This window comes from Rouxiella sp. S1S-2 (assembly GCF_009208105.1).
GTDB lineage: Bacteria > Pseudomonadota > Gammaproteobacteria > Enterobacterales > Enterobacteriaceae > Rouxiella.
Window position 1 is genome coordinate 2684324 of record NZ_WFKL01000001.1, and the last position, 26739, is coordinate 2711062.

The window sequence follows — 26739 nt, forward strand, 5'->3', positions numbered from 1 at the left end:
GGGGATTTAAATCCATACCTCAACCACGTGCTGAACGCCGTCATCTTTAATCGGGATCATGGCGTCTGCTAATGGCTGTCCGTCGAGCATGACTCGGGCAAAACCTTCGGCGCGTTTAACCGTTATCTGATACTGGCTGCTGCCTTGCTGATAGGTCACACTCACCTGCGGCCAGTCGGCGGGCAATTGGGTAGTAATGGAGATAAATGCGCCGTGGCGTTTTATGCCCAGCAGTGATTCAACAATCAGACGATAGGCCCAGCCCGCCGAACCGGTATACCAGCTCCAGCCGCCGCGGCCGACGTGTGGGTCTACGCTGTAGATGTCAGCGGTCATGACATAAGGTTCAACCTTATAGCGCTCGGCGGCGTCAGGGGTCAGGCTATGGTTAACCGGATTAATGGCCGCCCACAGCTGCCATGCGCGTTCGGTTTCGCCCATCTCGGCAAAGGCCATCACTGCCCAGATAGCGCCGTGCGTGTACTGACCACCGTTCTCGCGAACGCCTGGCAGGTAACCGCGTATGTAACCCGGATTAGGGCCTTCATCATTAAACGGCGGGGTAAGCAGTTTGATAAGCCCCGCGTTTTCATCAACCAGATGTTTATCGAGCGACGCCATGGCCTGTTTTGTCCGCTGCGGGTCTTCGGCACCCGCCAGCACCGCCCAACTCTGGGCAATGGCATCAATTTGGCACTCCTGATTTAAATGTGATCCTAAGGTTTCACCGCTGTCAAAGTAGCCGCGCAGATACCATTCGCCGTCCCAGGCGTGGTCATAGAGATTTTGCTTAAGCTGTTTGCTCTGTTGTTGACACAGTTTGGCTACCTCGCTTTCGCCCAACTGTTCGGCCAGCACGGCAAAGCGTTGTAACACGTTGAGCAGGAAGAAACCAAGCCAGACGCTCTCACCCACGCCTTTTATACCGACGTTATTCATGCCGTCATTCCAGTCACCGCTGCCCATTAGCGGTAGCCCGTGTTGACCAAACTGCAATCCGTGCCTGATGGCGCGAACGCAGTGCTGGAACAGCGGCTCGCTCAATGCGCTCGGTAGAGGTTGTCCATAAAACGACTCTTCACCGGCGGCCAGCAGGCGCGTTTCGAGGTAGGTGACCGATTGACTGGCGATATCTAGGTCTCCGCTGATGTCGACATAGTGGCAAAGTGCCAGCGGCAGCCACAGATAATCGTCAGAGCAGCGGGTGCGAACGCCTCGACCGGTCGGCGGATGCCACCAGTGTTGCACGTCCCCTTCAACGAACTGACGGCTGGCGCAGAGCAAAATTTGCTCACGCATCCGCTCGGGTGCGGCATGTGCCAGCGCCAGTGAGTCCTGCAACTGGTCTCTAAAACCAAAGGCACCGCCCGACTGATAGTACCCGCTACGGGCCATGATTCGGCTGGCGAGAGTCTGATAAATCAGCCAGCCGTTCACCAGCAAATTTACCGCCGGTTCTGGCGTGATGACCTGAATTTTATCGAGGCGCTGGTGCCAGTAGTGATGAATACGGCACAGGGCCGAACGGGCGGCGTTCTCATTCAAAAATTGCTGAATCAGCTGCTCGGCGTCGTGGGCGTCTCTCCCTACGCCCAAGGCAAACACCAGCGTTCGCTGATCGCCATCAATCAGCGTCGTGGCGGACTGAACCGCGGCGCAAGGGTCAAATCCGGCACCGGTTTTATCCGAGAGCCGCTGCTGCTGCATTGCCGCAGGCAGTGCCAAAGAGCCGTTGCGGCCAATAAACTCACGGCGGTCTCCGCTGACCGAGCAATGCACGCCCGTAACGGCAAAAAAGGCAGTACGCTCACTGTCGCTGCTGCCGTAGTGGTTGGTTGCCAACACGCCACAGCCGCCGCTAACGTTGGCCGATGAGGTAGCAATGTGCATCGCGGATTTTGAACGCAGATCCCCCAGCACCCACTCAACGTAACCGGTGGCGGAGAGTTTACGCGTGCGGCCCGAGACGTTGCTGAGGGTCAAAATAAACAGCTTAACCGGCGACGTTTCATCGACCAGCACTGTCAGTTCACTATCAATGCCTAAATGGCGGTGCTCAAATACGCTGTAGCCAAACCCATGACGACTCAAATAGGCTGCGCCGCTTCGTATTGGCAGCGGCATTGGCGACCAGACTTCAGCGCTTTCTTCATCGCGTAGATAAAACGCCTCACCGCAGCCGTCGCTGACCGGGTCGTTCTCCCATGGGGTGAGTCGGTATTCGTGTGCATTCTCGAACCAGGTGTAGGCCTGTCCGCTTTCTGAAATAACGCAGCCAAAATTGTCGTTGGCAATCACGTTTGCCCACGGCGCGGGGGTGTTTATTTCATCATTAAGCAGAATTTGATACTCGCGCCCATCGGGCGAGAAACCGCCTAATCCGTTGAAATGGGTGAGTTGCTGGGTTTCGAAAATACGCGGCGCAAGATTGAGCGGCAGCAGGTTTTGCATCGGGGCCAGTTTTGGTTGAATGTTTTGCGAAGGCTGCATTATCTGATTCAGCTGATCGACCAATTCCCCGCTGTTGTCGTCGAGGTTGATGACCGCAACACTCATCAGCAGCGTCAAATCTTCCGGCGGGATGTGCTCACTAATCCTGACAAAAATACCGCCATTTTTATCAATCAGGCTAGATTCTGCACCTGCCGCTACTCGATTAAGAATTTCGTTATGCAGTTCCTGCTGGTAGCCCTCGTGCGAGTTGTTGAGAATAACCAAATCTACCGCCAGGCCTTTTAATCTCCAGTAGCTGTGCGCCTGAATCAGCGTGGCAACCAACGGGATGTTCTCGACACGGGTAATCATCAATAAGACGATAGGGAAATCACCGGAAAGTGAATGGCTCCACAGGGAAGACTGTCCGCGTCGGTTACGCATTAGCGTTTGCGCATCGGCACGCATTTCGGCACTGGGGAAAATAATCGAACCCGCCAGTCGGTTAAACAGATTCGCCTGTTCTTCGTTAGCGTTGATCTGCCTCAGAGCGACCTGACTGTGCGAACGTGCGATATTAAATACACGGTCGGCGATATTATTATCGCGATATTTCTCCATCATCGACAGACTTTGAGCGCGCGTTTCAGAAATGCCGTAAACCATATCAATCACCAGCGGTACGCCAGGTTTAAGCACCACGCGCTGGCGAATAGACAAAATGGGGTCCAGAACCGGTCCCTCGCTGTTGTCGAGGGGGCCGGCATTACGCATAGCCAGCGGTGATGCCGGAGTCTGACCACGGCCAATGAAAGCAGCGCGGTCGGTCGCGAAGGAGGTTTCTCGCTCGATTTCGCCGTGAATGGCATTCATGTGAAACAGCCACGGACAGGCCTCACTCTCTTCACGCGGACGCCGATGACAGAGGATACCTTCACGGTCCTGCACCAGTTCGGTTTGCACAAACAGGTTGCTGAAGGCCCGATGCGCCATATCGTTGGCCAGCGGTGCGAGCACGACCTCCGTGTAGGTAGTGACTTCTAGCGTTCGCGGTTGGCGACCGCGGTGGGTCAAGGTCATGCGCCTTATTTCTACGTCGTCCTCGGGTGAGACTACAATTTTGGTATTGATGCTCAACGTGCCGTCGGTACGCATAAACTCGACGCCGGCATCGGTAAACACGGCCTGATAATCGCCGTGGGTATTGCCAAGCGGTTGCCAGGTATTGCTGAAAACCTCACCACTTTTAGGGTCATAGAGGTAGCAAAACGCGCCGTAGTTATCGCGCGTAGCATCTGACCGCCAGCGGGTGAGCGCCAAATTACGCCAAGTGCTGTAACTGCCGCCGGTCTGGGTGACCATCAGATGATATTGGGTGTTGGAGAGCAACTGAACTTCGGGAACGGGACTGTCAACGCGGCTAAACTGCCTGAGGTCAAAGCTGACCTTTTGCAGCGCGTCGAGGGTATCAAATTGCCGCCGCGGGCTGTAAAGCGTGAGTGCGTCCGGCACGCGCTCCTGCAACAACGGAAGTGCAGACTGGAACAGCGGATTCTCGGCAAAACGTTCAACCATCGGCGAATTGAGCAACGTATGTGACAGTGCCAGAAAACTCATGCCCTGATGGTGCGCCATATAAGTACGCACCGTGGAGAAGGTTTCGCCATGATTAAGCCGCGAGCGGGAATAATCCAATGCCTCATAGAAACCGTATTTACCGCGCGCACCTAAACTTTCGAGGCGCAGCAAATTGGTGATGGCAGCCTGAGGGTCGATGATGAGTGCCATAATGGTGGCGTAGGGAGCCACGACCATGTCCTCGCCGAGGCCGCGTTTCAGCCCGAGTCCCGGTACGCCAAAGGCTCGATACTGATAGTTTTGACCGGGATCGAAAGCCGCGTAGGCCGATTCAGAAACACCCCACGGCACATTGTGCTCATCTGCCCAGGCAATTTGTCGATTTACCGCCGCGCGGCACATCTGCACCAGTAGCGTATTGGGATAGGCAGGCATCACCAGCTGCGGCATCAGATATTCAAACATCGAGCCGCTCCACGACATCAAAGAGGGCTGTTTATCAAGCACGGTAAACAACCTGCCGAGTGCAAACCAGCTCTTCAACGGCAGTTGATTGGTTGCAATAGTGAAAAAACTGGTCAGGCGTATTTCAGACGGCAGCAGGTCATAATTTCCGCCATCGAGCTTGTTGGTTTCGCAGTTATAGCCAACGCTGAGCAGCTCGGTTGTTTTCTTGTAGAGGAACTTGAAGTCCATCAGGGCGTGTTCCTGAAGACGCTGTTCAAGCTCGTTGATCAACACCAGCCGTTTACGCGCCAGATTCACCGCCAAAGCAATTTTGTTTTGATCAAGCCCCGGCACTTTATATTCAAGCTGAGACAGGGCACGCAGTGACGGCACTTTTTTGCCTACCGGTTCGTGCTGCATCCAGATAAATAGCAGCTCCCACTCTTGGCAGAACCCGGCTAACTGCTGATTAAGCTCACCCAGCCACTGACTGTTGCTGTCTGGCAATAGCGCAGAAGATACGCCGAGCATGGTATTGAGCTCGCTAAACATTTTGTGCATCGGCAACTGCGTGGCGGTTATCCAATGCTTACGCAGGGTGCACAGTCCGTCTCGCAGACGTGGATTAGCCTCCATTTCAATCAGCAGCAGTGTATCTTCAAGCCCGGCTAGCATCTGCGCGGCGTCGAACACAGGCGCATCACGCAGACCGGCAATTCCGCTGGCAAGCACCAACAAATGCCCCGCCAGGTTGCCGCTGTCTACGCTCGAGACATAGCGGGGATTAAGCGGTGCCAGCGTGCGCGTGTCATACCAGTTATAAAGATGGCCGCGATAGTGCTCGAGCTTGTCCAGCGTGTCGAGCGTCGAGCCGGTGCGCTGTAGCATGGCTCCCTGAGTGAGATAGCCAAAGTCCATGGCGGTCATATTGGCCAGCAACGAAAGACCAATGTTGGTCGGCGAGGTGCGATGGGCAATTTTAGGTTCAGGTACTTCCTGAAAATTATCCGGCGGCAGCCAGTTTTCTTGTTGATTAACAAACGTAGAGAAATAGGACCAAGTTTCACGGCTTGTGCGGCGCAGGAACGTGCGTTGGGTGGTGTAAATTTTTGCCGCAGGCTTGGGGGGGGCCTTGCTTAACCACCCTAGCAGCAGAGGGGCTACCAGCCAAATCAGGCCCAAAGGTCCGGCAAGCCACATAAGTATGGGGTTGTAGTGCATGACCAAAAGGCTCAGCAGGATGGCGGCCAGCGGATTCACCCACATGACCCGGTAAAGATTTTCTGACGAAATGGCGTAACGCGGTTTGTTGACATCACTGCTGCTGGCCCATTCATGCAGGTGCTTATGGCTGACGTTTAACCGCCACAGGGTGATGATAATCGCTTTGAGGGTGTAGTAACTTTCATGCGGTAAGGTGGCAATATAGAGGCCGATACGCAGCAGTCGTGAAATAATACCCAACGTCACCGATTTAACATGCGGAGCGAGCCTGGCCTGCGCGCCCTTGTTCAATAGGTTCAGCAGAAGGGCCGCGGCGCTCGGCAACAGCAGCAGGGTGATAATAAACGTAAGCCAATAATCCCCGTTGGGCACCCAGACCAGTGCACTAACCAGCATGATCAACAGTGATGGCGCGGCCAGACTACGACGCAGGTTATCGAGCAGTTTCCAGCGCGACAACATGCTGAGCGGATTGGCGCAGTGATTGCCGTCGGCCTGTTTTACCCGCAGCCGCAGCCAGTTCAGCAACTGCCAGTCGCCGCGTATCCAGCGGGTACGGCGCGCCACGTCGACCAGATAATTAGCCGGATACTGTTCATACAGCACCACGTCGCTCAACACGCCAGAGCGCGCATAGCAGCCCTCAAGTAAATCATGACTGAGCACCAGATTTTCGGGGCAGGTATTTTCATTGGCACGGGTGAATATATCGACGTCGTAAATTCCTTTGCCAACAAAAGAGCCTTCACCAAATATATCCTGATAAATATCAGAAGACATGGAGGTGTACGGGTCGGTACCTGGCAGGCTGCTGCTGATTGCCGCATAGCGACTTTGCCCATAGCGGGGTATTTCCTCGGCAAGCCGTGGCTGAAGAATGCCGTAGCCCTTAACCACGCGCATCAACTCAGGACTGTAAACGGGCCGGTTAAGCGGATGCGCCATAGTGGCAACCAGTTGATGAGCATGGTCACGGGGCAAAATAGTGTCGCTGTCGAGAGTAATGACGTATTTAATGCCTGCGAGCTGCTGCGGCGTAGCACCCACGTTGGTGGTGAACATGTTTTCTGCGCCACGCAGCCAGCGGTTAAGCGCGGAGAGTTTGCCGCGCTTGCGCTCGTACCCCATCCATACGCCCTGTGCCAGATTGAGTAGACTTTCGCGGTGCAGCAGGGTAAATCGGTTGGCTTCGTCGGGGGAATAGCGCCGATTAAGCTGATTTATTTTGTCGCTAGCATACTCCAGCAGCGTGTCGTCGGTGTGCAGCGTGGCGGTTTTACTGTCGAAGAAGTCGGCGATCAGCGCGAAATAAAGATGTTGATGGCTGTTGCCGAGATAGCAGACCTCAAGACTGTTAATCAGTTTGTCGATCCCGCTGCGGCTGCCGAGCAGGCAAGGGATCGCCACCAGCGTGCTGTGCTCAATGGGAATAGCCTGTGAAAAATCCATACGCGGCAGTGCACGCGGGGTGCGGGTGCGGCTTGCCGTTTCATTCAGCAATTCCATGACGAACTGACTGCACATTATTACGATAGGAATAAGCAGCAACCACAGCGTCCAGCCCATTCCACTGCTGTGGGTCTCGTAAAGCAGGTTGGCGGTGAGCGCCGTGATAAGCAGGCTTAGACTGCCGAGCCATGACAGCAGCGGCGTTTTATTCATCTGATGCCGGAAATAGTTGGTCAACGAGTAGCGAATGTTGAGCTGCTTCTCCAGCTCAACGCGGCCGGAGTCAACCAGGTAATAGCCGACGTGCCGCTGCTGGCTGTGTTCTTGCGCTTGTAGGCTCATGGTCACAACTTTGCTCGCCACTTCTGTTTCAGAATATCGGCAGTGTCGCGCCAATTTTTCAATCACGTGACGGTAGTTGTCACGGGTGGCAAATGACATGTCTGGATAGACCCCGGCCGGATCCTGTTGAAGCGTTTTCTCAACTTCACTGACGCTTTCTGCAAAGTCGGCCCAGTTCATCTCGTTGAGCTTACGCAGACCGGCGATACTATTGCTCACCGAAAGCTGGCTTAATGCCAACTGCTGATTAAAACGCACGATCAGTTCGGCCGAATTCAAGCCCACCTCTGCCAGGCGTTGTTCAATCCAGGTAAGCGGCAGCGCCAGCATAGTGCCGTGACCCTGTAACCTACGCACCAACTCTGCAACAAAGGCACTGGTGCGCGGCGGATTAGTGCGCGCCATGTCGGCAATAACGATGATCAGGCCTGTCGGATCGTTTTCAGCGCTGTCCTGGATTTTAGTCGCCCAGTGCTCCGCCAGATTGCGGTCTTGCTGTGCCTTTGTCACCTCAATACTAATGCGGCGCAGATTCTCGATTAACGCCAGCCGCAACATGCCGGGAAACGCCCACAGCTCACCAAGCTTCAGCGGAGTCACTTTCTGATAGGCCGCAATGAAGCGCGTTAACGTGCTGGCATCCCAATGACCGTCACTGTGGGCAATGGCCTCGGTAGCGATATCATAAATGCGTGGGCAGCTGTGTGGACTGACCAGAGTGGGCAAACCCATGCCAAAGTTTTTTGGCAACAGCTGACGGACAAGTCGTATATGTTCTTCAATCAGATAAAAGTTATCGAGCAGCCATTCGGCGGCGGGCGCGATACTTTTGTCACCGCCTGAGCTCAGAATGTTGCAGTTGCGCGATAACAGCGCTTCGCTATCAGTCAGGCGGTTTAATAAATAGTAAGGCGCTTTTTTGGTTGAAAGCTTGTGCGACTGTGCAAGTATTTCGCCGTATCTTTCCATCTGATCGATAGAAAAAATTTCGGCCGCAATCGGGGCAATCTCGCGATCGTCTTTGTTGTCGCTTAACGTTATTCCCTGTGAGGCTTGGGGGACCCTTTGGTTCTTAATCCATTGAACGAAAGCCATTTTCACAAAAATTTTTCCTCGTGCGTACGCAAGAGGAGGGACATGGTAAACGTAATGAGTACGCACTCAAGGGTGGATGAAGAGATCGTTTGAAATCTTCATGGAGCAGCTAATAAAGAGATAGCCGGATGGTCAAATTATAGCAGCTAAACCGCCGGTCTCTGGGGGAGGCCGTATTCTGGCTCGTTCATTTTGTCCGAAAGTGTCCTTTACTTGGCTTTCCACTGCTTACAGCACTTGCGCTTCAGCATACCACTTCTGCAATCAACGGTTTATATGGGTTTACTTCCTTTATCATCCGCCTGTTTTGGCGTGCTGGTGTGCGTATTTGGCGCTAAAAAATTCTCACGTTGAGTGCGCAACGGCCTGAATAACGGCTGCGAGTATTTTAACCGCGGTCACAATGGCCCCATCAGTGAACCCACCCAAGCCGAGAATTAATCCCGCTTTCGCATTGCCCATCGAATACATCGGTGACACGGCGCGCACAGAGATGCCAGCTGCAAGGGCGCATTTAACCACGGCGCTGTCTTGTAAATCCGCTCTCAGCCACAGCACCATGTGCATTCCCTGGTCGCATGGCTGAAGTTTGGCAAGATCGGGGGGAATGTACTTAATTACCGCCTCAATCAACACCGTTCGCTTTTCAGCATACACACTACGCATGCGGCGAATATGGCGGTCAAGGTGTCCCTCTGCCATAAAACTGGCTAAAACGTGCTGGTCTGCGCTGGGCGGATGGCGGTCAATCAGCATTCTGGCACCGCAGTAGGCGTCAACTAAGATTTCGGGCACCACGGCGTAGCCGAGCCGCAATGAGGGAAACAGGATTTTGCTAAAGGTGCCTAAATAGACCACCCGTTCGGGCGCCAACCCCTGTAACGAGGGAAAAGGATGACCGGCATAGCGTAATTCACTGTCGTAATCGTCTTCTACAATCCATGAACGGTGCGTTTTTGCCCAGTCAATTAAGGCCATTCTTCGCGCCATGCTCAGTGGCATGCCAACCGGATATTGGTGCGAAGGTGTAACGAATGCTGCTCTGGCATCCGCCCCCAGTGCAATGCCGCGTGCCACGTCCAACCCTTCTTCATCGAGCGGCACCCGAATCATTTGTGCCTGCCGACCCGTGGTTTCAAAAATTGAGGTAATACCTGGATAGGCAGGGTCTTCAACCCAGACCTTATCCGCACTGTCTAGCAGAACCTGGGTTGAAAGAAATAATCCCTGCTGAGTTCCGGCCGTGATAATTACCTGCTCGGGGGAGCAGTGTACCGACCGTGATTTTCTGACGTATTCGGCTATTTGCTCACGCAACGCCAGTGCACCCGCCGGCGAACCATAGCCCGACGGGGCTCCCGGGCCTTTTGCCCTGACTCGATTACCTATCCGCCGCCAGATATCATCTGGCAAAGTGCTACCCGCGGGAATAGACACCGCAAAAGGCACCGGTGGCAACACGCTTATTTTGGCTCCTGCTTGGGCATATCGTGCCGCCTGTGCCGAGAGCATGGGCGGCTCGTGCCCCGGTTCGTTGCTAAGCTCGACCGGACGACTTACCTCGGCCAGAACGTTGGCGATGCGGGTGCCGGAACCACGCAGAGCTTCAAAGAATCCCTCGGCGATCAGTTGTTCGAAAGCTTCAATAACCGTGCCTCGAGCTAAATTGAGCGACAGTGCCAGTGTCCGCGTTGAAGGCAGCAGGTCACCGGGCTTCAACTCGCCGCGTTGGAGGGCTTTTTTAAGCGCGTTTGCCAGCTGCAGGCTAAGCTGACCACGTTGTCTGTCGAGTTCACCAATGGCGGGAATATCAACAATTTTGGCTTTTCTGGGCATAGGTAATATGAGTGCTTCTCTGAGAGCGGATTGTGGCTTAGTCAAATTTACCTAAAGTGGTACTTAATCGTAAACCACTATCGCGATAATTTAGCACACTGTGGTGGCGCAGTGCGCCCCTTTGCCATGATGGCCCGGAGGTCACGATGTACATTCCTGCGCAGTTTAAAGAGAAAGACTCTGATACTTTGTTTCAGATGATCGAACACTATCCGCTGGGTACGCTGATAACCCACAGCGAAGGGGCACTTGATGCAATCCATATACCTTTTGAAATCAACAGAGAAGCAGGGGAGGCAGGCTTTTTAATCGCCCACGTGGCGCGGGCTAATCCGGTGTGGCGAAGCGTAGCAAACGGCGACGAGGTGCTGGTGGTATTTCGCGGCGGCGATGCTTATATTTCACCTAACTGGTATCCCTCCAAGCAGCAGACACACAGGCAGGTCCCCACCTGGAATTACCGCGCCGTTCACGTGCGCGGGCAAATCACTTTTCGGGAGGACGAGTCCTTTTTACGTGACGTAGTGGCCAGATTAACCAAGACGCATGAGTCAACCCAGCCAGTTCCCTGGAGCATGGAGGATGCCCCTGCGGACTACATTAGTGCCATGCTGAAGGCAATCGTCGGGGTTGAAATAAAAATTCTGCAGATAACCGGAGCCATGAAGCTGGGGCAAAATAAAAATGCAGTCGATTTGCGAAGCGCAGGGGAAAATGTGATTAACTCTGGTAATGAAATTATGGGGGAAGCAATGCTAAGTCATTTAAAAATAAAGGACTCATGATAGGCATGATCAATAAATAATTATTATTACAAACCAGAGGGAATCATATTTGGTGTCGTAATGTCACATGAAAAAGATAAGGCCATTGGTATTTACTTTGGCTCGTATTTTATACGAATAAATTGTGCCTTATTAAAAAATAATATTTTTTATTTAATAAATTAAAGCATTATAACTATTTTATAAAATAGTTGGCTGCAATTTTTGACATAAAAATGAACTGCACTACTATTAACTCCGAGCATTGTGCTCTTGATTGGGGCTTAATACAGGATGTAATGCTTAAAATGGAAGGCCCTGTTAAATTGATGGAACAAATCCGATAGGAGGATTTATGGCCGAACATCGTGGTGGATCAAAAAATTCTGTGGACGATCATAACAAAGCTTCAGAAACAGGCAAAAAGGGCGGCAAGCACGGTGAAGGTAATTTCGCCAATGACCATGAACGCGCGAGCGAGGCGGGTAAAAAGGGCGGCAAAAATAGTCATGGTGGTCATTAATCCGGTCTTTTGGATAAGTGCATGACAGGTTAAGCAACCCGGCCCACGGTTAATGCCGTGGGCTGAAGGCCAATAAGCTTACCCTCGTAATAACAAGGAAGAATTATGTGTAAGAAAAGCGATTTAGATAAAAATCATGAAGACTTTAAACGGATCAAAGATAATCCTCAGCCAGACTTTACCAAAGACGACCCGCTTAAAATGCCTCAGCATGAAGGTGATTTGTGATTTATTAATATTATTTACCAGGGTTTCTATATTGCGTTATTTATATATTCACACCGTGAATGAATCTTTCAAAAATAAGTTAAAGCCCCCCACAGGTGAGGGACTTCACCTGCCTAAAAGGTGGGTAACGAGTTGATTAATTGACGTGTCCAGGGATGTGCAGGGCGATGAAATACATTATCGACCTCGCCATGTTCGACCACCACGCCGTCCTTCATTACTGCCACCCGATCTGCCAGATGATGCACAACACCAAGATCGTGGGAAATAAACAGCAGCGCCGTACGGTGTTCTGCCTGCATCTCCGCCAGCAGGTCCAGCACCTGAGCCTGCACCGAAACGTCCAGCGCACTCACCGGTTCGTCGGCAACCAGCAGGGCCGGATTAGGAGCAAAAGCTCTGGCGATGGCAATTCGCTGCCGCTGGCCGCCGGAAAGGTCGCGCGGATAGCGGCTGAGAAAGCTGGCGCCCAGCTGAACTTCATCGAGCAGTTGAAGAATACGTTTTTTCCGCTCCTCACCGTAAATCTCCACGCTGTCGAGGCTTTCACCAATGATTTTCTCGACGCTGTAGCGGGGGTCAAACGAGCTAAGTGGATCTTGTGCGATGAGCTGAATTCCCCGGCGGCGCAGACGTCGCACAGACTCAGGGATTTGGCTCCAGCGATGACCCTGTATAGTAATGGTGCCACCACTGGGTTCAGTTAATCCCATCACCATTTTGGCCACCGTGGTTTTCCCTGAACCTGACTCACCGACGATACCCAACGTTTCACCGGCCGCCAGTGAGAAGCTAACGTGGTTAACCACGGTTTTATCGGCGTATTGCTTATACAGCCCGCTGGCGATCAGCACAGGGTCACCGCTGGCAATATTTTTAGCCGGTAACCGTTCGCCGGGTGCGCCGGCAAGTTTGAATCCGCGCGTCTCCGGGCTTGGTACTGCCGCCAGCAGCTGCTGGGTATAAGCATGTTGAGGAGAACGCAGCAGGCGGTGACTGCTGCCTTCTTCAACCACCACACCGTTTTTCATCACCAGCACGCGGTCTGCTAACTGACCGACCACCGAAAGATCATGACTAATTAACAGCAGGCTTTGCCCCTCGTCGCGGCGTTTTTGCAGCAACTCAAGGATTTGTTTTTGAACCGTCATATCCAACGCGGTGGTCGGCTCGTCGGCAATCAGCAAGTTGGGCTTGCCTGCCAGCGCAGTGGCGATTAATGCCCTCTGCCGCAGTCCCCCTGAAAGCTGATGAGGATAGGCCGCAAGCCTGGCCTCGGCGTCGGGAATACCGACCGACTTTAGCAGCGCAATTGACTGAGTGCGCAGGGCGCCGCGTTCGATGCTTTGACTGGCCGCCAGCGCATCGCGCAGTTGTTGTCCTACCTGCCGTAAAGGGTCCAGTGACACCAGCGCATCCTGCAACACATAGCCTATCTGAGTGCCGCGTATTTTACGCCAGCGACGCTGACTGGCGTTGCGCATGTCTTCGCCGTTAATAAAAAAACGATCGGCGGTAACCTGTGCCTTTGCATCCTGAAGTCCCAGCAAACTGCGCGCCGTAACCGTTTTACCCGAGCCGGACTCACCGACGAAGGCGATGGATTCACCGTGTTTCAGTTGCAAATTCAACTGGCTAACCACTGTCTTACCGCTGAAACTGATGTTGAGATTCTGGATATCGATAAACAGAGGCTGACTCATGACTGTTTTCCTTCAAATGCGGCCTGCCAGTAGCGTCCAATGGTGTTGACGGATATCACCGTTAACGTAATAGCTACGCCCGGCCATGCTGCTATCCACCAGGCATTGCGCAGATAATTTCTTCCCTCGGCAAGCATTAGGCCCCATTCGGCAGTAGGCGGTTGAGGGCCCATGCCCAAAAAACTCAAACCGGCAGTGCCGATAATGGCCGTACCCAGACCTAGCGTCGCCAGTGCTGGTACGTGAGCAATAGCGTGCGGCAACACGTGTCGCCACACCAACACGTGTCGTTTGAGGCCAAAGGTTCTGGCCTGTTCAACATATCCGGAAGACATCACTAAAAAGGTTTGCGCTCGGACCACGCGGGTGAAGCGCGGCACGGACGCTACGCCCAATGCAAAGATAAGGTTTGTGGTGCCGGGTCCGGTGAAAGCAATCAGCATCAGTGCCAGCAGCAAGTCGGGAAAAGCCGAAATGACATCTACAGCACGGCTGATGAACTCGTCCAGCGGACCTCTGGCCAGACCCGCCAACAGGCCAAGCAGGCTGCCGACACTCACCGCCAGCGCCATCGATGCCAGGCTTATCAGCAGTGAGTAGCGACTGCCGTAAATAACGCGGGTCAACACGTCGCGGCCCAGTTGGTCGGTGCCGAGCCAGTGTTGCCAAGAAGGCGGCAGCATGGCGTTAATCGGGTCGGCATTGAGCGGCTCATAGTGGCTGATATACCCAGGCAAGATAACCGCCAGCGCGACCAGAAGCAGATAAAGGAGTGCCAGTCCATAGCCAACGGAGTATTGACGTTTTACACCGACTGCCGCGAGTAGTTGACTCATCGGGACGTCTCCTTCGATGCGTCTGCATCGCGCAGACGCGGATCAATCAGTAAATAAAGAATATCGACCAGCGTACTCATTACCACATAGACAAACGCCGAGAAGATAGCGACCGCCAGTACCACGGGCAGGTCTTTACCCAGCACCGCATCCACGGTTATCTTGCCCAGCCCAGGTCGACCGAATACCTGTTCGGTAATCACTGCGCCGCTGAGCAGCCCGCCTATCAGCCAGCCGGTCAGCGTGACCGCCGGTAGGGCGGCATGACGCAGCGCGTGGCGCAGGCGAATAGTAATATTACCCATGCCCCAGGCGCGCAGCGTCAAGGCAAAAGGCTCGTCCAGTGCATCCTCAAGTCCACGGCGAAGCACCTGTGCGACTACCGCACCCTGTGCCAGACCCAGAGAGAGCGCGGGCAGGACCAGTGACGAGAAACTCCGGTCTCCGGCCACCGGGAACCAGCGCAGGGTAAAGCTGAAGACAAACAGCAGCACGATCCCCAACCAAAACGACGGCGTCGAGGCCAGCAGCAGCTCGAGTGAGCCGGCAATGCGGCGACCCCAGCGACGATGCGCCGTTGCCACCGCCATCAGCACGGCAAACACAATGCTCACCACCAGTGCCAGGCCGGTGAGTTTTAGCGTGGGCCACAGTTGATTAAGCACCAGCGCACTGACGTCGGTATTAAGCAGGTAAGAGCGACCAAAATCGCCGTGCAGCACGCGCCACAAATAGCTGAGATATTGCAAATAAAGCGGCTGATCCAGGCCCCATTCTGCACGGATCGCCGCTTCAATCGCCGGCGTGCGTACCTGCTCGCCAATCAGCAAGCTAACAATGTCGCCGGGTGCGAGATACACGCTAATGAAGGACAGCGTCACCGCCGCCCAAAGCACCAGCGCACCGCTCAGCACGCGTCGGGCCATTCGGCCGAAAATAAAAGACTGCCGCGAAATTTTGCGATTTTCCGGCTGTTGTGACGTAAACGTGCTGTCAACGGACATAGTCGTATTCCTCGTAACGCATCGATTGCCGATTAATGCTTGCTCAGCCACACGTCATAGGTATTTTCCGGCATCTGTTTAAACGCACGGAAAGTAATGCCGTGAACGTAGGTCGCGGCGGCAATTTGGTCTTCTGGCTCGTACAGAGGAATTGCCAGCGCCTGTTGTAAAACGGCAAAGTTTTGCAGCTGGCCGTAAAAATCCTTGCGCTTGGCATTGTCCTGCGTCTGCCATGCCCCTTTCAGCAGAGGAATGATTTCCGGTGCGTCGGTGCGGCTGTAGTTAATCGCGCCACCGGCGTTGATCGGCAGATAATGGTTTTCAATATCAATGCCGTCAGTCGGGGTGTTGGAGTTGGCAATTGAGCCAAACTTGCCGTTGTTGCGCACTTCAGTGTAAGTGCCGGAGTCGACATAGCGAATTTTCAAATCGACACCGAGCTTTTGACGCGCCTGCGCCTGGAGCGCCTGGAGCAGCACGTCACGCTGGTCGCGAACCGTGGCCTGTGACTGAATAATCTCAATGGTCAGCGGCTTGCCGTCCTTGGTGCGTATCCCGTCCACGCCCTTGGTGGTCCAACCAGCTTCATCGAGCAGTTTATTGGCCAGCTGTGGATTATTGCCGTATTTACCTTCCAGACTGTTGTCATAAAGGGGGTCAATAGGTGAGGTAATTCCCCACACACGCGTGCGCTGGCCACGATAAATGGATTGCAAGATAGGACCCACGTCCAGTCCCTGTAAAAGTGCCTGACGTACCTTAAGCTCTTCCGTTGGACCGTATTTAACATTTAAAAACAGCGAGTACGGCGTGCCAGTGTTCAGCGCGTGCTGATAGGTAAAGTCCGGATTAGATTTGAACTCACCGGCGTCGTTGCCAGATATTCCCTCAATAACGTCCACCTGACCTGAAAGCAAGGCGCCGGTACGCACCGATGATTCCGGCAAGAATCGATAGGTGACGCTGTTCAGATAAGCCGGTCCCTGATGCGCCGCATTGGCCGAGGCCCAGTTATAGTCAGGGTTGCGTACAAACTCGATCTGCTGCCCTTTCTCATAACGTTTTAAAATGAAAGGGCCGGTACCGATGATTTCAGTACCGCCTGATTTTAACTGCGGCGACTTCCACGATGAGGGAGAAATAAGTTTAAGACTGGAGGCGAAGGAGAGGAAAGGGCTGTAAACCTCTTTCAACGTTACGACCACCGTAGCGTCATCAGGGGTCGTAATACTGTCGATTCGGGTACCAAATACGCCGATACTGGTGCCTGCGCTGTAGGCCGGATCCCCCAAATGACGGAAGTTTTCAGCCACGGCGTTGGCGTTAAACTTTTCGCCATTGGAGAATTTAACATCGTCACGCAGTTTAATCGTGTAGGTTTTTCCGTCTTCAGAAACGGTAATTCCCTTGGCAAGCCAGGGAATATAACTGCCGTCCGCTTTACGTGCCTGCAGTGACTCGTAGGCGGCACGCAGCAAGAGTTCGGTTTTATCCTGACCATTAAGCTGTGGATTGAGCGTGCTCGGCTCAGTTTCAACACCCCACGTCAAGTTTCCGCCCTGTTGAGGCTGTTCTGCGGCATAAAGTGGCTGCGCGGCAGAAATAACTAATAAGGTCAGTCCCGACAAAGAGTGAATAGTGGTTGAATTCTTCATATTTTTCCCATTGAGGTATTAACAATTGAAGGCGTTAATAAAAATCTCTATCACCTTCTTAAAATGTTGCAAAACGATTATTAATGAGGGGTTGCTGATATGTAAAATCACATTAATAGCTTAATAATGAAGGGAAATGACTTACGAAAATTCAGTGTGTAAATAATGAAAATTAAGGCCAGTTTTCATTGATGGTGGTGACGCGCACCGCCGAAGTAGGTTGTAACTAGCACCCATTCAACGGACGCTTTCCAGGCGAGATCTTAAGCATGAAAATAAAGTGCTTAACTTATATTCACCCCGCTGCCTTTATCGTAAAACTGAATATTTAAAGCTCAAAATAGTGTTTCTACTGTTGCGGATTCTGCGGTTTACTCAGTTCAGGCAGTGTTAATTATTCACTACCGACCTCAAATTTTATGTAGATAACGCGAATGCAATTATTGAGGGTTCAAAACTAAGGATAACCGAGTCTTTATTTTGAATCCTTTTTCTTTGGTTTTACAGGGCAGCCATTACACTTCAGAATTTGGATACCAGCATGAGTGATTTAAACGAGTACCTGGCGGAAAAGCGTGCGGCTTTACTCAAGATAAAAGCCCGAGACCCAGAAAAGCTTGCCGTTCAAACTATTAGTGCCAGAGCCAATGCTGAAGGGCGCAGCGGCGTACGACATATTCGTATTCGAGACCACCATATTATCAGCGACAGCCCGCCAGACTTTGCCGGTTATAATCTCGGGCCCGCTTCACCAGAAATATTTTTAGGTTCGCTTTCAAGCTGCCTGACGCATATTTTTCTGATCCACGCGGCGGATTTACAAGTGCCGTTATCTCGCCTTGAAGTTGAGGTGAAAGCTGACGTTGATGCGCGTGGTGGAAAATTTGATGGCTATGAAAACGTGCCTTTTTATCCCTTCAATATTCGTTATAGCGTAGAAATTGACAGCACCGCCAGCAAGGCAGAAGTGGATGCGCTGCATCACGCCGTGGAAAAATGGTGTCCGGTGCTTAATCTAATCAAGAATCCGCAGCCGATTGAAGGCTCATTGGTTTACAAGCAGGTAAAAGAATAAGTACAGCCTCTTGGCAGACTGATTTTATTAACGTATTTATAGTCCTCGTCGTAGTATATTTACTCTCTCCATTGTGGGGCCCATAGCATTCGCCTGCTATGGGTTTTTTATTGTTTCAATATTTATCCATTCCATTCACTCGGTAACCCCGTCATCTGGTACTTTAAACAAGTTCCCCTCCACCAGAAGGTCCGGCCTCATTGAAAAATCCTAATTTTTTTTCCCTCTTTCACCCTGATCGTGAAAAAATCAGAGGGAGTTTCCTTAAAAACATAAATTTCATATGAAATACAGAAGAAGAGGAAAGTTTTATGCGGTACACCTACATACAGAATTTTGAAAATAAAAACCTTTTTTTTATAAGGGTATTTATTTAATGGAAATGTTATAAATGGAGGATCGAGATGAATGGAATGTCAAATGGATTAATAAACAATCAGTTAAGTCAATGTGAAAGTAATGAGGCGTCGCCTGAAGAGTTAAACAACACAATCGGCGCCAGAGAGTTTTGCGAGCTGTCTCTGCAGGATCTTGAGAATCTGTATGCGCTTGGTTACGCGGCATGGCATGAAGGTGATGTTGATAGTGCCACCTATTATTTTGCATATTTATCACAGCTTAACCCCGACGACTATAGATTTATATTTGCCTTTGCCTGTGCACTAAAAAAACAGGGGGAGTATCAACACGCACTCAACCTTTTTAATCATGCAATGTCTATGGCGGCCTCTACAGACTCTTCTCCGTTACATATTGCTATTTGTTTTCAACATCTTGGAGAAATAAATAAATCAAGAGAAGTGTTAAATTCCTACATTGCTCACTGCTTTGAAAAAACAAATGATGAATCACAGTGTCATTCATTGCGACAACAAGCTGAGACATTACTGTTAAGTATTAACGATTAACTCAAGGAAGATAAATCATGTTAAATGCAACAAACTCCGTAAACCTTAATGATCAAGCTCTGCATATTCATATGGAAAGCAATTTTGGGGATTGTAATATTGAAATTAAAAACTTTGATAGTGAAGATTTCATTGCACCACCGCAGGGTCAAAACATTAAGGATAGCGACTGTTTTAAAAATAGATTTGCAAGCGAAGCTATACACCACAACAATAAAGCAGCCAATTTTTCAGTTATAGAAAGAGTGGGGAATATGTCCGCTTCGGCACTTGATCTTGGTGTGGCTTTATTTGCAACGGCAAGCACAGGAGGAACAGGTATTATACCGGCAATAATTAAATTTGCCGCACTAACGAAAGATACAAGCAATGCAATCTCGGCTGTTGTTAACCGTAACAGTGTCGCTAAAGGCGGAGAGGAATCTGAAGGAGGTGGGGATAGCATAAAAAATGCAGCATATTTTGTTGCTGAAAAATGTAATGCAACGCCTCTGCAAGCTAAAAAATACTCTGAATATATTTCATCTTTCTCTAATAACGCTTTGGATGCCTTAGCGATCGCATCAAATATTTATGCTGCCCCAGGCACTTCCGATGCAATTAAAACAACAATGACGGGTGTTTCGGTAGGAAAAATATTCTTAAAATCGGCATTTGAGATAGCTAAACTGAAAGGTATAGATCATACAAATAAAAAAGAACTCTTTGAAACTGCGACAAAACATATCGAAGGCGAAGAAACCGCAAATAAGTTGAAAGAATTAAAAAGTGAAAACACTGAACTGAGACAAAGATTGAATCATAGTCTCCTTAAGAGAAATAATTCGATGTAGTTAACATTGCAGCCGTCGTCTATCGCTTGCTAAAGAAATGACGCCGACTGCACTGAAGTCAACGTCCTATTTTTTATCAACCCAAACGCCGGACAAGTTGCCCTCGATTCCGTCGGCGGTCACGGAATGGTCGTGCACGCGGCGGTTGTAAATAGTAATGAACTGAGGAGAGATAAGACTGATATCCGGCAACTCTTTTTCAACGATTTGCTGGAACTGACGAAACTCTTCAACGCGTTTCTGTGGATCGTTTTCCGTTTGCGCCGCTTCGAGCAGGCGGTCAACTTCCGGATTATGGTAGTCGGAAGCATTGGAGAACGGCACGCCTTTGCGGAAGTTTTTCGACCAGTAGATGCGCTGCACGCCGACGGTGGGGTCAAACAAATTACTGTGGCCGTTCACCGTAAAGGAGAAGTCGCGGTCGGTGTAAATTCGACGAACAAAGGTTGAAAGGTCCTGCGAGCGCAGGGTGACTTTAATGCCCAGTTTCGACAGCGCGGAACGCACGTATTCTGCCGTTTTAAACATGTCTTCAGCGATGGGGTTATAGTCCAGCGTGACGCTAAAGCGCGTGCCGTCCGGACCTTTTTTGTATCCGGCCTGATCCAGCAGGTTATTGGCAGCCTGGATATCAAAGTCATAAGGAGAAGGTGCGGGGTCGCTGTACTCTTTGATACCGGGGGCAATAGGTGACGCGGTCACTTGACCCAGTCCAAAATAGGCGACCTGTAAGATAACGTTGCGATTAATCGCGTGTGCGACTGCCTGCCGAACGCGCAAATCCTTAAAGTGCGGATCGTCGAGGTTAAACTGCAGTGTGGTTACATTAAACGAGTAGCTGTTACCTTTAGTCTCAAAGGCCAACTGTGGCAGTGTTTTGAGGCGTGCGACGTCGTTAAGCGCGACGGGCGTGCGATAACCGAGGTCGGCTTCGCCAGTCTCGAACGCTACCGATCGCGCCGCGGGATCGGGAATAAATTTCACCACTAGCTGGTCGAGATAAGGGCGTGAGTGGTCCCAATAGTTTGGATTGCGTTTGTAGAGGATATAGCTGCCACGCACCCATTTTTCAAAAATGTACGGGCCGGTGCCAATTGGCGCATTATTGTGCGGATTGGTCAGTGCATCGGTGCCTTCATAAATATGACGCGGAATAATGGGTGATTCTGCCGCTGCAAAGGCCTTAATCAGATACGGTGCTGGTTTAGAAAGCACAATTATTGCCGTTAACGGGTCTGGCGTTTCGACCTGCGTCACGTTGGCAAAGGTGCTTGAACCACGCGGGTGGACCTTTTTCAGCAGTTCGATGGAATAGGCCACGTCGGCTGAGGTGAAATCTTTGCCGTCTTGCCATTTAACGTCTGGACGCAGATGGAAGGTGTAGCGCGTACCGTCCGGACTTATTTCCCAGCTTGTTGCCAGCTGGGGCTCGGGTTTGAGATTAAAATCATAGCTCAGCAGGCCTTCGGTAACTTTAGCGCTGACGCTCAGCGCCGGCGTTGCTACGGTGGTTAAAGCAATGAGCGCAGGGGGTTCATAGTTTAAGACTACGTTAAGCGTGCCGCCATGCTGAGGCTGCTCGGCAGAGAGAGCGGTTCCTGTAAGGCTGGCTAAAAGCGCCACGGCACACAGGCTGCGGCGAAAAGAAGAAAGCGTCATTATTATTTAGCTCCGTTGATATGCGTCGTTATCGAGTCTTCTGATTTAAGGAGATAGTCACGCTGTGCCGCTTTATCGCTGACCAGCTGATTGAGCACGTCACGTTTTACGCTATCGGCAAGTCGTTGGGCAGGCGCACCCAGGCCGCCACCGCCGGGGGTTTCAACAATCAGGCGGCTGCCGGGTGGAATGGTTTGCACCCCTTTGCCTGATAACGTTTCACCGGTTGAAAGACGCACTTGACCCGGCGCGCCAGATTGCCCGCCTTCTGCGCCGCGTGCGGGAAAGTCAATGCGGTCCCATGCTGCGCCCAGCGACATGGGTGCATCCTGTCCGTGCGAAAGTTCGATGATTTGGCCCAAACCGCCGCGCTGCTGTCCGGCACCGCCTGAATCCGGTCGATACTCTTTGCGCCAAAATACCACCGGGCTTATTGATTCAAGGATCTCGAGCGACACGTTGCGTACGCCGCTGGGGAATGAGGTGGTTGAAAGACCGTCAAGATGCGGACGCGCTCCGGTGCCGCCGGTGGAGAAGCTGGTAATTGAAAAACGCGGCTGCGAGAGAAAACTTTTCGCATCATAGCCCGGCAGAACGTGACCGCCGGAAAGCTGAATATTCCACAGGCAGGAAGCCCCCTCAGCCGGTACTTCACCGGGGCGCGCCTGACGCAGACAGCCAAACACCACGTCTGGTAACATCTGCCCAATAATATGACGTGAGGTTACCGCCGCCGGATAGGGGGCATTAAGAATCGAGCCTTCCGGTGCAGTCACGCGGATAACGCCCAACGAGCCTGAGTTGTTCGGCACGTCTGGGCCAATCAGGCAACGAATGCCAAATGAGGTATAGGCATCCGTGTAGGCTTTCACGACGTTAATACCTTTGGCCACAAAGTTGGCACTGCCGGTGAAATCAACGTCGATACCCTGATGGCCAAGGGTCAGTTTCGCCTTGAGCAGCAACGGCTCACCGTAGCCATCGACCCACATTTCGGCGTCCCAGCTTCCCTGTGGCCATTCGCGCACCGCATTAAGCATCGCCTGTTCAGATTGATCAAGAATGTATTCACCCGCGGCTTGCAGATTAGGCAAAGCAAATTCGTCGAGTACCTTGATTAGACGGCGTGCGCCAACGTCATTGCAGGCAATGAGTGCGAAGAAGTCGCCCTCAACCTGTTCTGGTTCACGCACGTTAGCCTTAACGATGGACATCACGTTACGGTCCAGCTCACCGCCGTGTACCAGCTTCATCATCGGCAGGAACAAGCCTTCATGATAAATCTGACGACCGTCTGGGCCTGGTCCAAGCCCGCCAATATCAACGACGTGCAGGGTCGAGGCAAACAGAGCCACGGCTTTTTGCTGATAAAACACCGGTGTCACCATCACGATATCGTACAGATGCCCGGTGCCTTTCCAGGGATCGTTGGTGACTAACACGTCGCCGGGATTCAATGTTTCTATCGCAAAGGCGCGCAGGAAATGGACTACCGAATCGGCCATTGAGTTGACGTGGCCCGGCGTGCCGGTGACCGCCTGCGCAACCATGCGACCGTCAGGTAAAAATACGCCTGCAGAAAGGTCTCCGGCTTCACGCGTAGAAGTGCCAAACGCGGTGCGGATCAGCGCCTGTGCCTGCTCTTCAACCACTGAAATCAGGCGATTCCAAATCACTTGATGAATAATGACGTCCTGACTCATGATTTTGCTCCGTCTGCGGGTGCGATTTGTTGCAGCACAAGGTGACCCTCTGCCGTTATGTGCGCCGAAAAGCCTTCATCGACCCAGGTTGATGTTTCAGGTTCGACGACAATCAGCGGCCCGTTCAGCGGCGCTGAGGTTGAAAGCTGTGCGCGGCCGTACACCGGAACGTGAATGCGCTGCTGCTGCCGGGCAGAATAAACTTCGCGCTGGGGCAGCGATGCGTTTGGCGCAGGCGCAACGTGTGGGTTAATAGGTTGGGTGTTAATTTCAGGCGCCGGGGTGCTGGCGGTCACCGTCCAACTGATCGCTTCTACTGCGACGTGGTCTAGGCTGCGGCCATAAAGCTGTCGATAGGCCAGGGTAAATCGTTGGTGTAGCGCCGCAATCGACTGGCTATTAAGTTCACCCGCATCCAGTTCAATAGGCACTTCGTGGCCCTGGCCGGAATAGCGCAAATAAACGCTACGCTGCACACTGATAGGGGATGAGTTGTCGGCCTGCTCAACGACGTGACGCACTTGATGAGTCAGGTCCACCAAAAGTTCGTCCACGGCCTGAGTATCAATATTATCAAGGCGTTGATAGAAACTGCGTACCGCCTGATAGGCAACCGGTGCCCAAAGGAATCCCAATGCGGAGCCCACACCAGCCGCCTGCGGGATAACCACTTTGGTTATCCCGAGCTTGGCGGCGAGGCGAGCGGCGTGCAGCGGTGCCGCACCGCCAAAGGCAACCAGCGTATAGCTCTCAACCTGTTTACCGGACTCACTGGCGTGCACGCGCGCAGCGTTGGCCATGTTTTCGGCAATAATTTCCGTAATAGCCAGCGCGGCGTGGTCAGTATTGAGGCCGAGCGGGGTGGCAATCTGCTGGTCTAGCGCGGCCGCTGCCAACTGGACATTCAGTTCAACCTTGCCACCGGCAAAAGTCGCAGGGTCAAGCAGGCCGAGCTGGGCATTAGCATCGGTTATGGTGACGTCCGTCCCACCCAGATTGTAGCTCACTGGCCCCGGGGAAGACCCGGCGCTGTCTGGCCCCACCTGCAAACGCGAGAGGTTGTCGATGCGGGCGATAGAGCCTCCGCCTGCGCCAATCTCAACCAGGTCGATAACAGGAATACGAATGGGCAACCCCGAGCCTTTTTGATGGCGATGAACGCGACCAAACTCGAAGCTACGTGAAATTTGTGGCTGATAATTATCGATAAAGCAGATTTTTGCCGTGGTGCCGCCCATATCAAACGACAGCACTTTTTCCAGTCCCAGACGCGTGGCGATATTGCTGGCAAGAATGGCCCCACCGGCAGGGCCAGACTCGACCAAACGCACCGGCTCATCAATGCCCGTCTCAAGGGTGGTAATACCGCCGCCCGAGGTCATTAAAAACGGCGGCACGCGCAGGCCTTTATCGCCTAACTGCTGGCGAAGACGGGTAAGATACCCGGCAACCAATGGCTGCACATACGCATTGGCACACACCGTAGACAGACGCTCGTATTCGCGAATTTCGGGACACACTTCGCTGGAGAGCGAGAAGGTGATGTGCGGCAGGCGGGCGCGCAGAATTTCTGCTGTACGTCGCTCGTGTTCGGGATTAACAAAGCTTTGCAGATAGCCAATCGCCACGCTTTCGATGCCCAAAGTTTCCAGCTCTTCGGCCAGTTGGTGCACCTGCTGCTCATTCAGGGCAATACGCACCTTACCCTGTGCGTCAATACGCTCTTCAATACCAAATCGCCAGTGGCGTTCAACCAGCGGCAGCGGTTTTTGTAGAAATACGTCGTACTGCGCGAAACGATCTTCCTGACCGATTTCAACCAAGTCGCGAAATCCTGCGGTGGTGATTAACGCGGTCTTGGCGCCTTTACGCTCTATCAGCGCATTGGTTGCCAGCGTGGTGCCGAGTATCAGCAGGTCAATGTCGGAGAAAGTCAGCGCCGCATCGGTCAGCACGTTTTCAATGCCGGTCAGTACCGCGCGCTCTGGTGCATCGGCACTGGTCAGCACCTTGGCCGAGAAGTGTTCATCACCCTTTAGCAGCACCACATCGGTAAAGGTGCCCCCTACGTCAACCGCCAATCTATTTTTCTGTTTATTAATCTTTGAGGAAGTATTACCCGCTTCAGACATTACCTGACCTTTATCAGTAGCATTATTTTCGACACTTAGTTAACTGAGATAACGACGGGGCTGACTACTGATTTTTTTGGGTTTGTTAAGCTGTTTTATTAATAAAGAACGGGGTGAGACCCAAGCTTATTGCGATGATGTTGGGGTAACGTAAATTGGCAACGGATAACTATTTTATGACCGCCCTGCACGATATTTTATGATGAGGCCGCGTTTTATTGCCGATTATTGGTATAAGCAAAGACAGATTAAGCATTAATGTTCATTCTTGACCGCTGGTAGTCTTTTTTGACCCGTTTTTTATTTTACCGGTCAATACATTATGTTGGAAAAGCGCCACTGGTTTTTGCTGCTTATTTGGCGAACCCTGATTCAGGTGGTCCCCACGCTTCTGGGCATCCTGCTCATTATGTTTATTACTCTTCATTTGATCCCCGGTGACGCGGTTGACGTCATGGCCGGTGAGTCGGGCGGGGCGAGTGAAGCCTCAATGACCCTGATGCGTGAGCAATACGGGCTGAACCTGCCTGCCTGGCAACAGTTTACCCACTGGTTTGCCGATATTTTGCAGGGCAACTTAGGCTTCTCGCCGCGATTTAATGCACCGGTGACGCAGTTAATATTCTCACGCCTCCCGGCCACGCTGGGATTAATGTTGGCGGCACAAATTGTCGCGATGGCGTTTGGTATTCTCTTTGGCGTAGTCATGGCACTGTTTGTCGGTAAATGGCCGGACCGTTTTCTTTCTCTGTTTACCTTGCTGCTTTATTCGCTGCCGGGATTCTGGATCGGATTAATGTTACTGGTGCTGTTTTCAGTGCAGCTTGGTTGGTTGCCGAGCAGCGGTAATGTGACCATCGGTGCGCAGCTTTCGGTATGGGGAACGATTAAAGACAGTGTGAGTCATGCAATTTTGCCGGTATTTTCTCTCGCCAGTTTTTTCATCGCCATTTATTCGCGGCTGACCCGCGCCGCCATGCTCGAAATAGCCCATCAGGATTTTGTGCGTACCGCAAAGGCCAAGGGGATATCCCCCTGGCGTGTCACGGTACACCACGTGCTGCGCTGCGCGCTTATTCCGGTGGTGACCGTAGCGGGGATGCATATTGCGACCTTACTCAGCGGTGCTGCGGTGGTTGAAACCGTTTTTTCCTGGCCTGGATTGGGGCGACTGGCGCTGGACGCCGTCATGGCGCGCGACGTTAACGTGCTGCTCGGTATTCTGTTCTTCTCCTCACTGCTGGTACTGGCCGCTAACTTTGTGGTGGATTTGATCCACACCTGGCTCGACCCACGTATAAAGGTGCGTTGA

16 protein-coding genes and 1 pseudogene are annotated in these 26739 nt (G+C 52.2%); 8 read left to right on the top strand and 9 right to left on the bottom strand.

Features of this window, described 5'->3' with window-relative positions:
- Nucleotides 1-6: 6 nt before the first annotated feature.
- Nucleotides 7-8574, bottom strand: coding sequence for a GH36-type glycosyl hydrolase domain-containing protein (locus GA565_RS12620; RefSeq protein ID WP_370518046.1), 8568 nt, complete (start codon nt 8572-8574; stop codon nt 7-9).
- A 203-nt stretch (nt 8575-8777) separates the two neighbouring features.
- On the opposite strand from GA565_RS12620, the pseudogene GA565_RS24795 reads away from it, so the two are divergent.
- Nucleotides 8778-8886, top strand: a pseudogene (locus GA565_RS24795) (EamA/RhaT family transporter); the annotation flags it as partial.
- Nucleotides 8887-8913: 27 nt separating this feature from the next.
- On the opposite strand, the gene GA565_RS12630 reads toward GA565_RS24795, so the two are convergent.
- Nucleotides 8914-10404, bottom strand: a complete 1491-nt coding sequence (locus GA565_RS12630; protein WP_152198733.1) for a PLP-dependent aminotransferase family protein — start codon at nt 10402-10404, stop codon at nt 8914-8916.
- A 146-nt stretch (nt 10405-10550) separates the two neighbouring features.
- Between GA565_RS12630 and GA565_RS12635 the strand changes: the two genes are divergently transcribed.
- From GA565_RS12635 to GA565_RS24880, 3 genes are all read left to right on the top strand, one after another.
- Nucleotides 10551-11189: an FMN-binding negative transcriptional regulator gene (locus GA565_RS12635; RefSeq protein ID WP_152198734.1), complete on the top strand. Its 639-nt coding sequence runs from the start codon at nt 10551-10553 to the stop codon at nt 11187-11189.
- Between the two features lie 334 nt (nt 11190-11523).
- The gene (locus GA565_RS12640) at nt 11524-11691 is read left to right on the top strand and encodes a general stress protein (protein ID WP_152198735.1); all 168 of its coding nucleotides are present in this window, start codon (nt 11524-11526) and stop codon (nt 11689-11691) included.
- A 105-nt stretch (nt 11692-11796) separates the two neighbouring features.
- Nucleotides 11797-11919, top strand: a complete 123-nt coding sequence (locus GA565_RS24880; RefSeq protein WP_255474454.1) for a hypothetical protein — start codon at nt 11797-11799, stop codon at nt 11917-11919.
- 113 nt (nt 11920-12032) lie between these two features.
- On the opposite strand, the gene GA565_RS12645 is transcribed toward GA565_RS24880, so the two are convergent.
- From GA565_RS12645 to GA565_RS12660, 4 genes are read right to left on the bottom strand one after another with little or no spacing between them, the layout of a single operon-like run.
- A complete protein-coding gene (locus GA565_RS12645; protein ID WP_152198736.1) occupies nt 12033-13622 on the bottom strand; it encodes an ABC transporter ATP-binding protein in 1590 nt (529 codons plus the stop codon).
- A complete protein-coding gene (locus GA565_RS12650) occupies nt 13619-14458 on the bottom strand; it encodes an ABC transporter permease (protein ID WP_152198737.1) in 840 nt (279 codons plus the stop codon). The genes GA565_RS12645 and GA565_RS12650 overlap by 4 nt, the downstream gene beginning before the upstream one ends.
- Nucleotides 14455-15462: an ABC transporter permease gene (locus tag GA565_RS12655; protein WP_084984205.1), complete on the bottom strand. Its 1008-nt coding sequence runs from the start codon at nt 15460-15462 to the stop codon at nt 14455-14457. Before GA565_RS12655 ends, GA565_RS12650 begins: the two co-directional genes overlap by 4 nt.
- 32 nt (nt 15463-15494) lie before the next feature.
- The gene (locus GA565_RS12660; protein WP_152198738.1) at nt 15495-17117 is read right to left on the bottom strand and encodes an ABC transporter substrate-binding protein; all 1623 of its coding nucleotides are present in this window, start codon (nt 17115-17117) and stop codon (nt 15495-15497) included.
- A 541-nt stretch (nt 17118-17658) separates the two neighbouring features.
- Here GA565_RS12660 and GA565_RS12665 point away from each other — a divergent pair.
- From GA565_RS12665 to GA565_RS12675, 3 genes are all read left to right on the top strand, one after another.
- A complete protein-coding gene (locus GA565_RS12665) occupies nt 17659-18192 on the top strand; it encodes an OsmC family protein (protein WP_152198739.1) in 534 nt (177 codons plus the stop codon).
- A gap of 404 nt (nt 18193-18596) precedes the next feature.
- A complete protein-coding gene (locus tag GA565_RS12670) occupies nt 18597-19100 on the top strand; it encodes a CesD/SycD/LcrH family type III secretion system chaperone (protein ID WP_152198740.1) in 504 nt (167 codons plus the stop codon).
- 17 nt (nt 19101-19117) lie between these two features.
- Nucleotides 19118-19933: a hypothetical protein gene (locus GA565_RS12675; RefSeq protein ID WP_152198741.1), complete on the top strand. Its 816-nt coding sequence runs from the start codon at nt 19118-19120 to the stop codon at nt 19931-19933.
- Between the two features lie 66 nt (nt 19934-19999).
- Here GA565_RS12675 and GA565_RS12680 read toward each other — a convergent pair whose 3' ends face one another.
- From GA565_RS12680 to GA565_RS12690, 3 genes are read right to left on the bottom strand one after another with little or no spacing between them, the layout of a single operon-like run.
- Complete coding sequence (locus tag GA565_RS12680; RefSeq protein ID WP_152198742.1) at nt 20000-21592, bottom strand: ABC transporter substrate-binding protein; 1593 nt, start codon at nt 21590-21592, stop codon at nt 20000-20002.
- Between the two features lie 2 nt (nt 21593-21594).
- Nucleotides 21595-23295 carry a hydantoinase B/oxoprolinase family protein gene (locus GA565_RS12685; protein ID WP_152198743.1) on the bottom strand — a complete coding sequence of 567 codons (1701 nt, stop codon included), beginning with the start codon at nt 23293-23295 and terminating at the stop codon, nt 21595-21597.
- Entirely contained in the window at nt 23292-25427 is a 2136-nt protein-coding gene (locus tag GA565_RS12690) for a hydantoinase/oxoprolinase family protein (RefSeq protein ID WP_152198744.1), read from the bottom strand. The genes GA565_RS12685 and GA565_RS12690 overlap by 4 nt, the downstream gene beginning before the upstream one ends.
- Before the next feature lie 322 nt (nt 25428-25749).
- Between GA565_RS12690 and GA565_RS12695 the strand changes: the two genes are divergently transcribed.
- On the top strand, nt 25750-26739 hold the full coding sequence (locus GA565_RS12695; protein ID WP_152198745.1) for an ABC transporter permease: 990 nt from the start codon (nt 25750-25752) through the stop codon (nt 26737-26739).

What these genes read in the sequence shown, in the direction of transcription:
- GA565_RS12640 (WP_152198735.1), top strand. Translation starts at nt 11,524, where the DNA reads ATGGCCGAACATCGTGGTGGATCAAAAAATTCTGTGGACGATCATAAC.
- GA565_RS12670 (WP_152198740.1), top strand. Translation starts at nt 18,597, where the DNA reads ATGAATGGAATGTCAAATGGATTAATAAACAATCAGTTAAGTCAATGT.
- GA565_RS12685 (WP_152198743.1), bottom strand. Translation starts at nt 23,295, where the DNA reads ATGAGTCAGGACGTCATTATTCATCAAGTGATTTGGAATCGCCTGATT.
- GA565_RS12690 (WP_152198744.1), bottom strand. Translation starts at nt 25,427, where the DNA reads ATGTCTGAAGCGGGTAATACTTCCTCAAAGATTAATAAACAGAAAAAT.
- GA565_RS12650 (WP_152198737.1), bottom strand. Translation starts at nt 14,458, where the DNA reads ATGAGTCAACTACTCGCGGCAGTCGGTGTAAAACGTCAATACTCCGTT.
- GA565_RS12675 (WP_152198741.1), top strand. Translation starts at nt 19,118, where the DNA reads ATGTTAAATGCAACAAACTCCGTAAACCTTAATGATCAAGCTCTGCAT.
- GA565_RS24880 (WP_255474454.1), top strand. Translation starts at nt 11,797, where the DNA reads ATGTGTAAGAAAAGCGATTTAGATAAAAATCATGAAGACTTTAAACGG.
- GA565_RS12680 (WP_152198742.1), bottom strand. Translation starts at nt 21,592, where the DNA reads ATGACGCTTTCTTCTTTTCGCCGCAGCCTGTGTGCCGTGGCGCTTTTA.
- GA565_RS12665 (WP_152198739.1), top strand. Translation starts at nt 17,659, where the DNA reads ATGAGTGATTTAAACGAGTACCTGGCGGAAAAGCGTGCGGCTTTACTC.
- GA565_RS12645 (WP_152198736.1), bottom strand. Translation starts at nt 13,622, where the DNA reads ATGAGTCAGCCTCTGTTTATCGATATCCAGAATCTCAACATCAGTTTC.
- GA565_RS12655 (WP_084984205.1), bottom strand. Translation starts at nt 15,462, where the DNA reads ATGTCCGTTGACAGCACGTTTACGTCACAACAGCCGGAAAATCGCAAA.
- GA565_RS12660 (WP_152198738.1), bottom strand. Translation starts at nt 17,117, where the DNA reads ATGAAGAATTCAACCACTATTCACTCTTTGTCGGGACTGACCTTATTA.
- GA565_RS12695 (WP_152198745.1), top strand. Translation starts at nt 25,750, where the DNA reads ATGTTGGAAAAGCGCCACTGGTTTTTGCTGCTTATTTGGCGAACCCTG.
- GA565_RS12630 (WP_152198733.1), bottom strand. Translation starts at nt 10,404, where the DNA reads ATGCCCAGAAAAGCCAAAATTGTTGATATTCCCGCCATTGGTGAACTC.
- GA565_RS12635 (WP_152198734.1), top strand. Translation starts at nt 10,551, where the DNA reads ATGTACATTCCTGCGCAGTTTAAAGAGAAAGACTCTGATACTTTGTTT.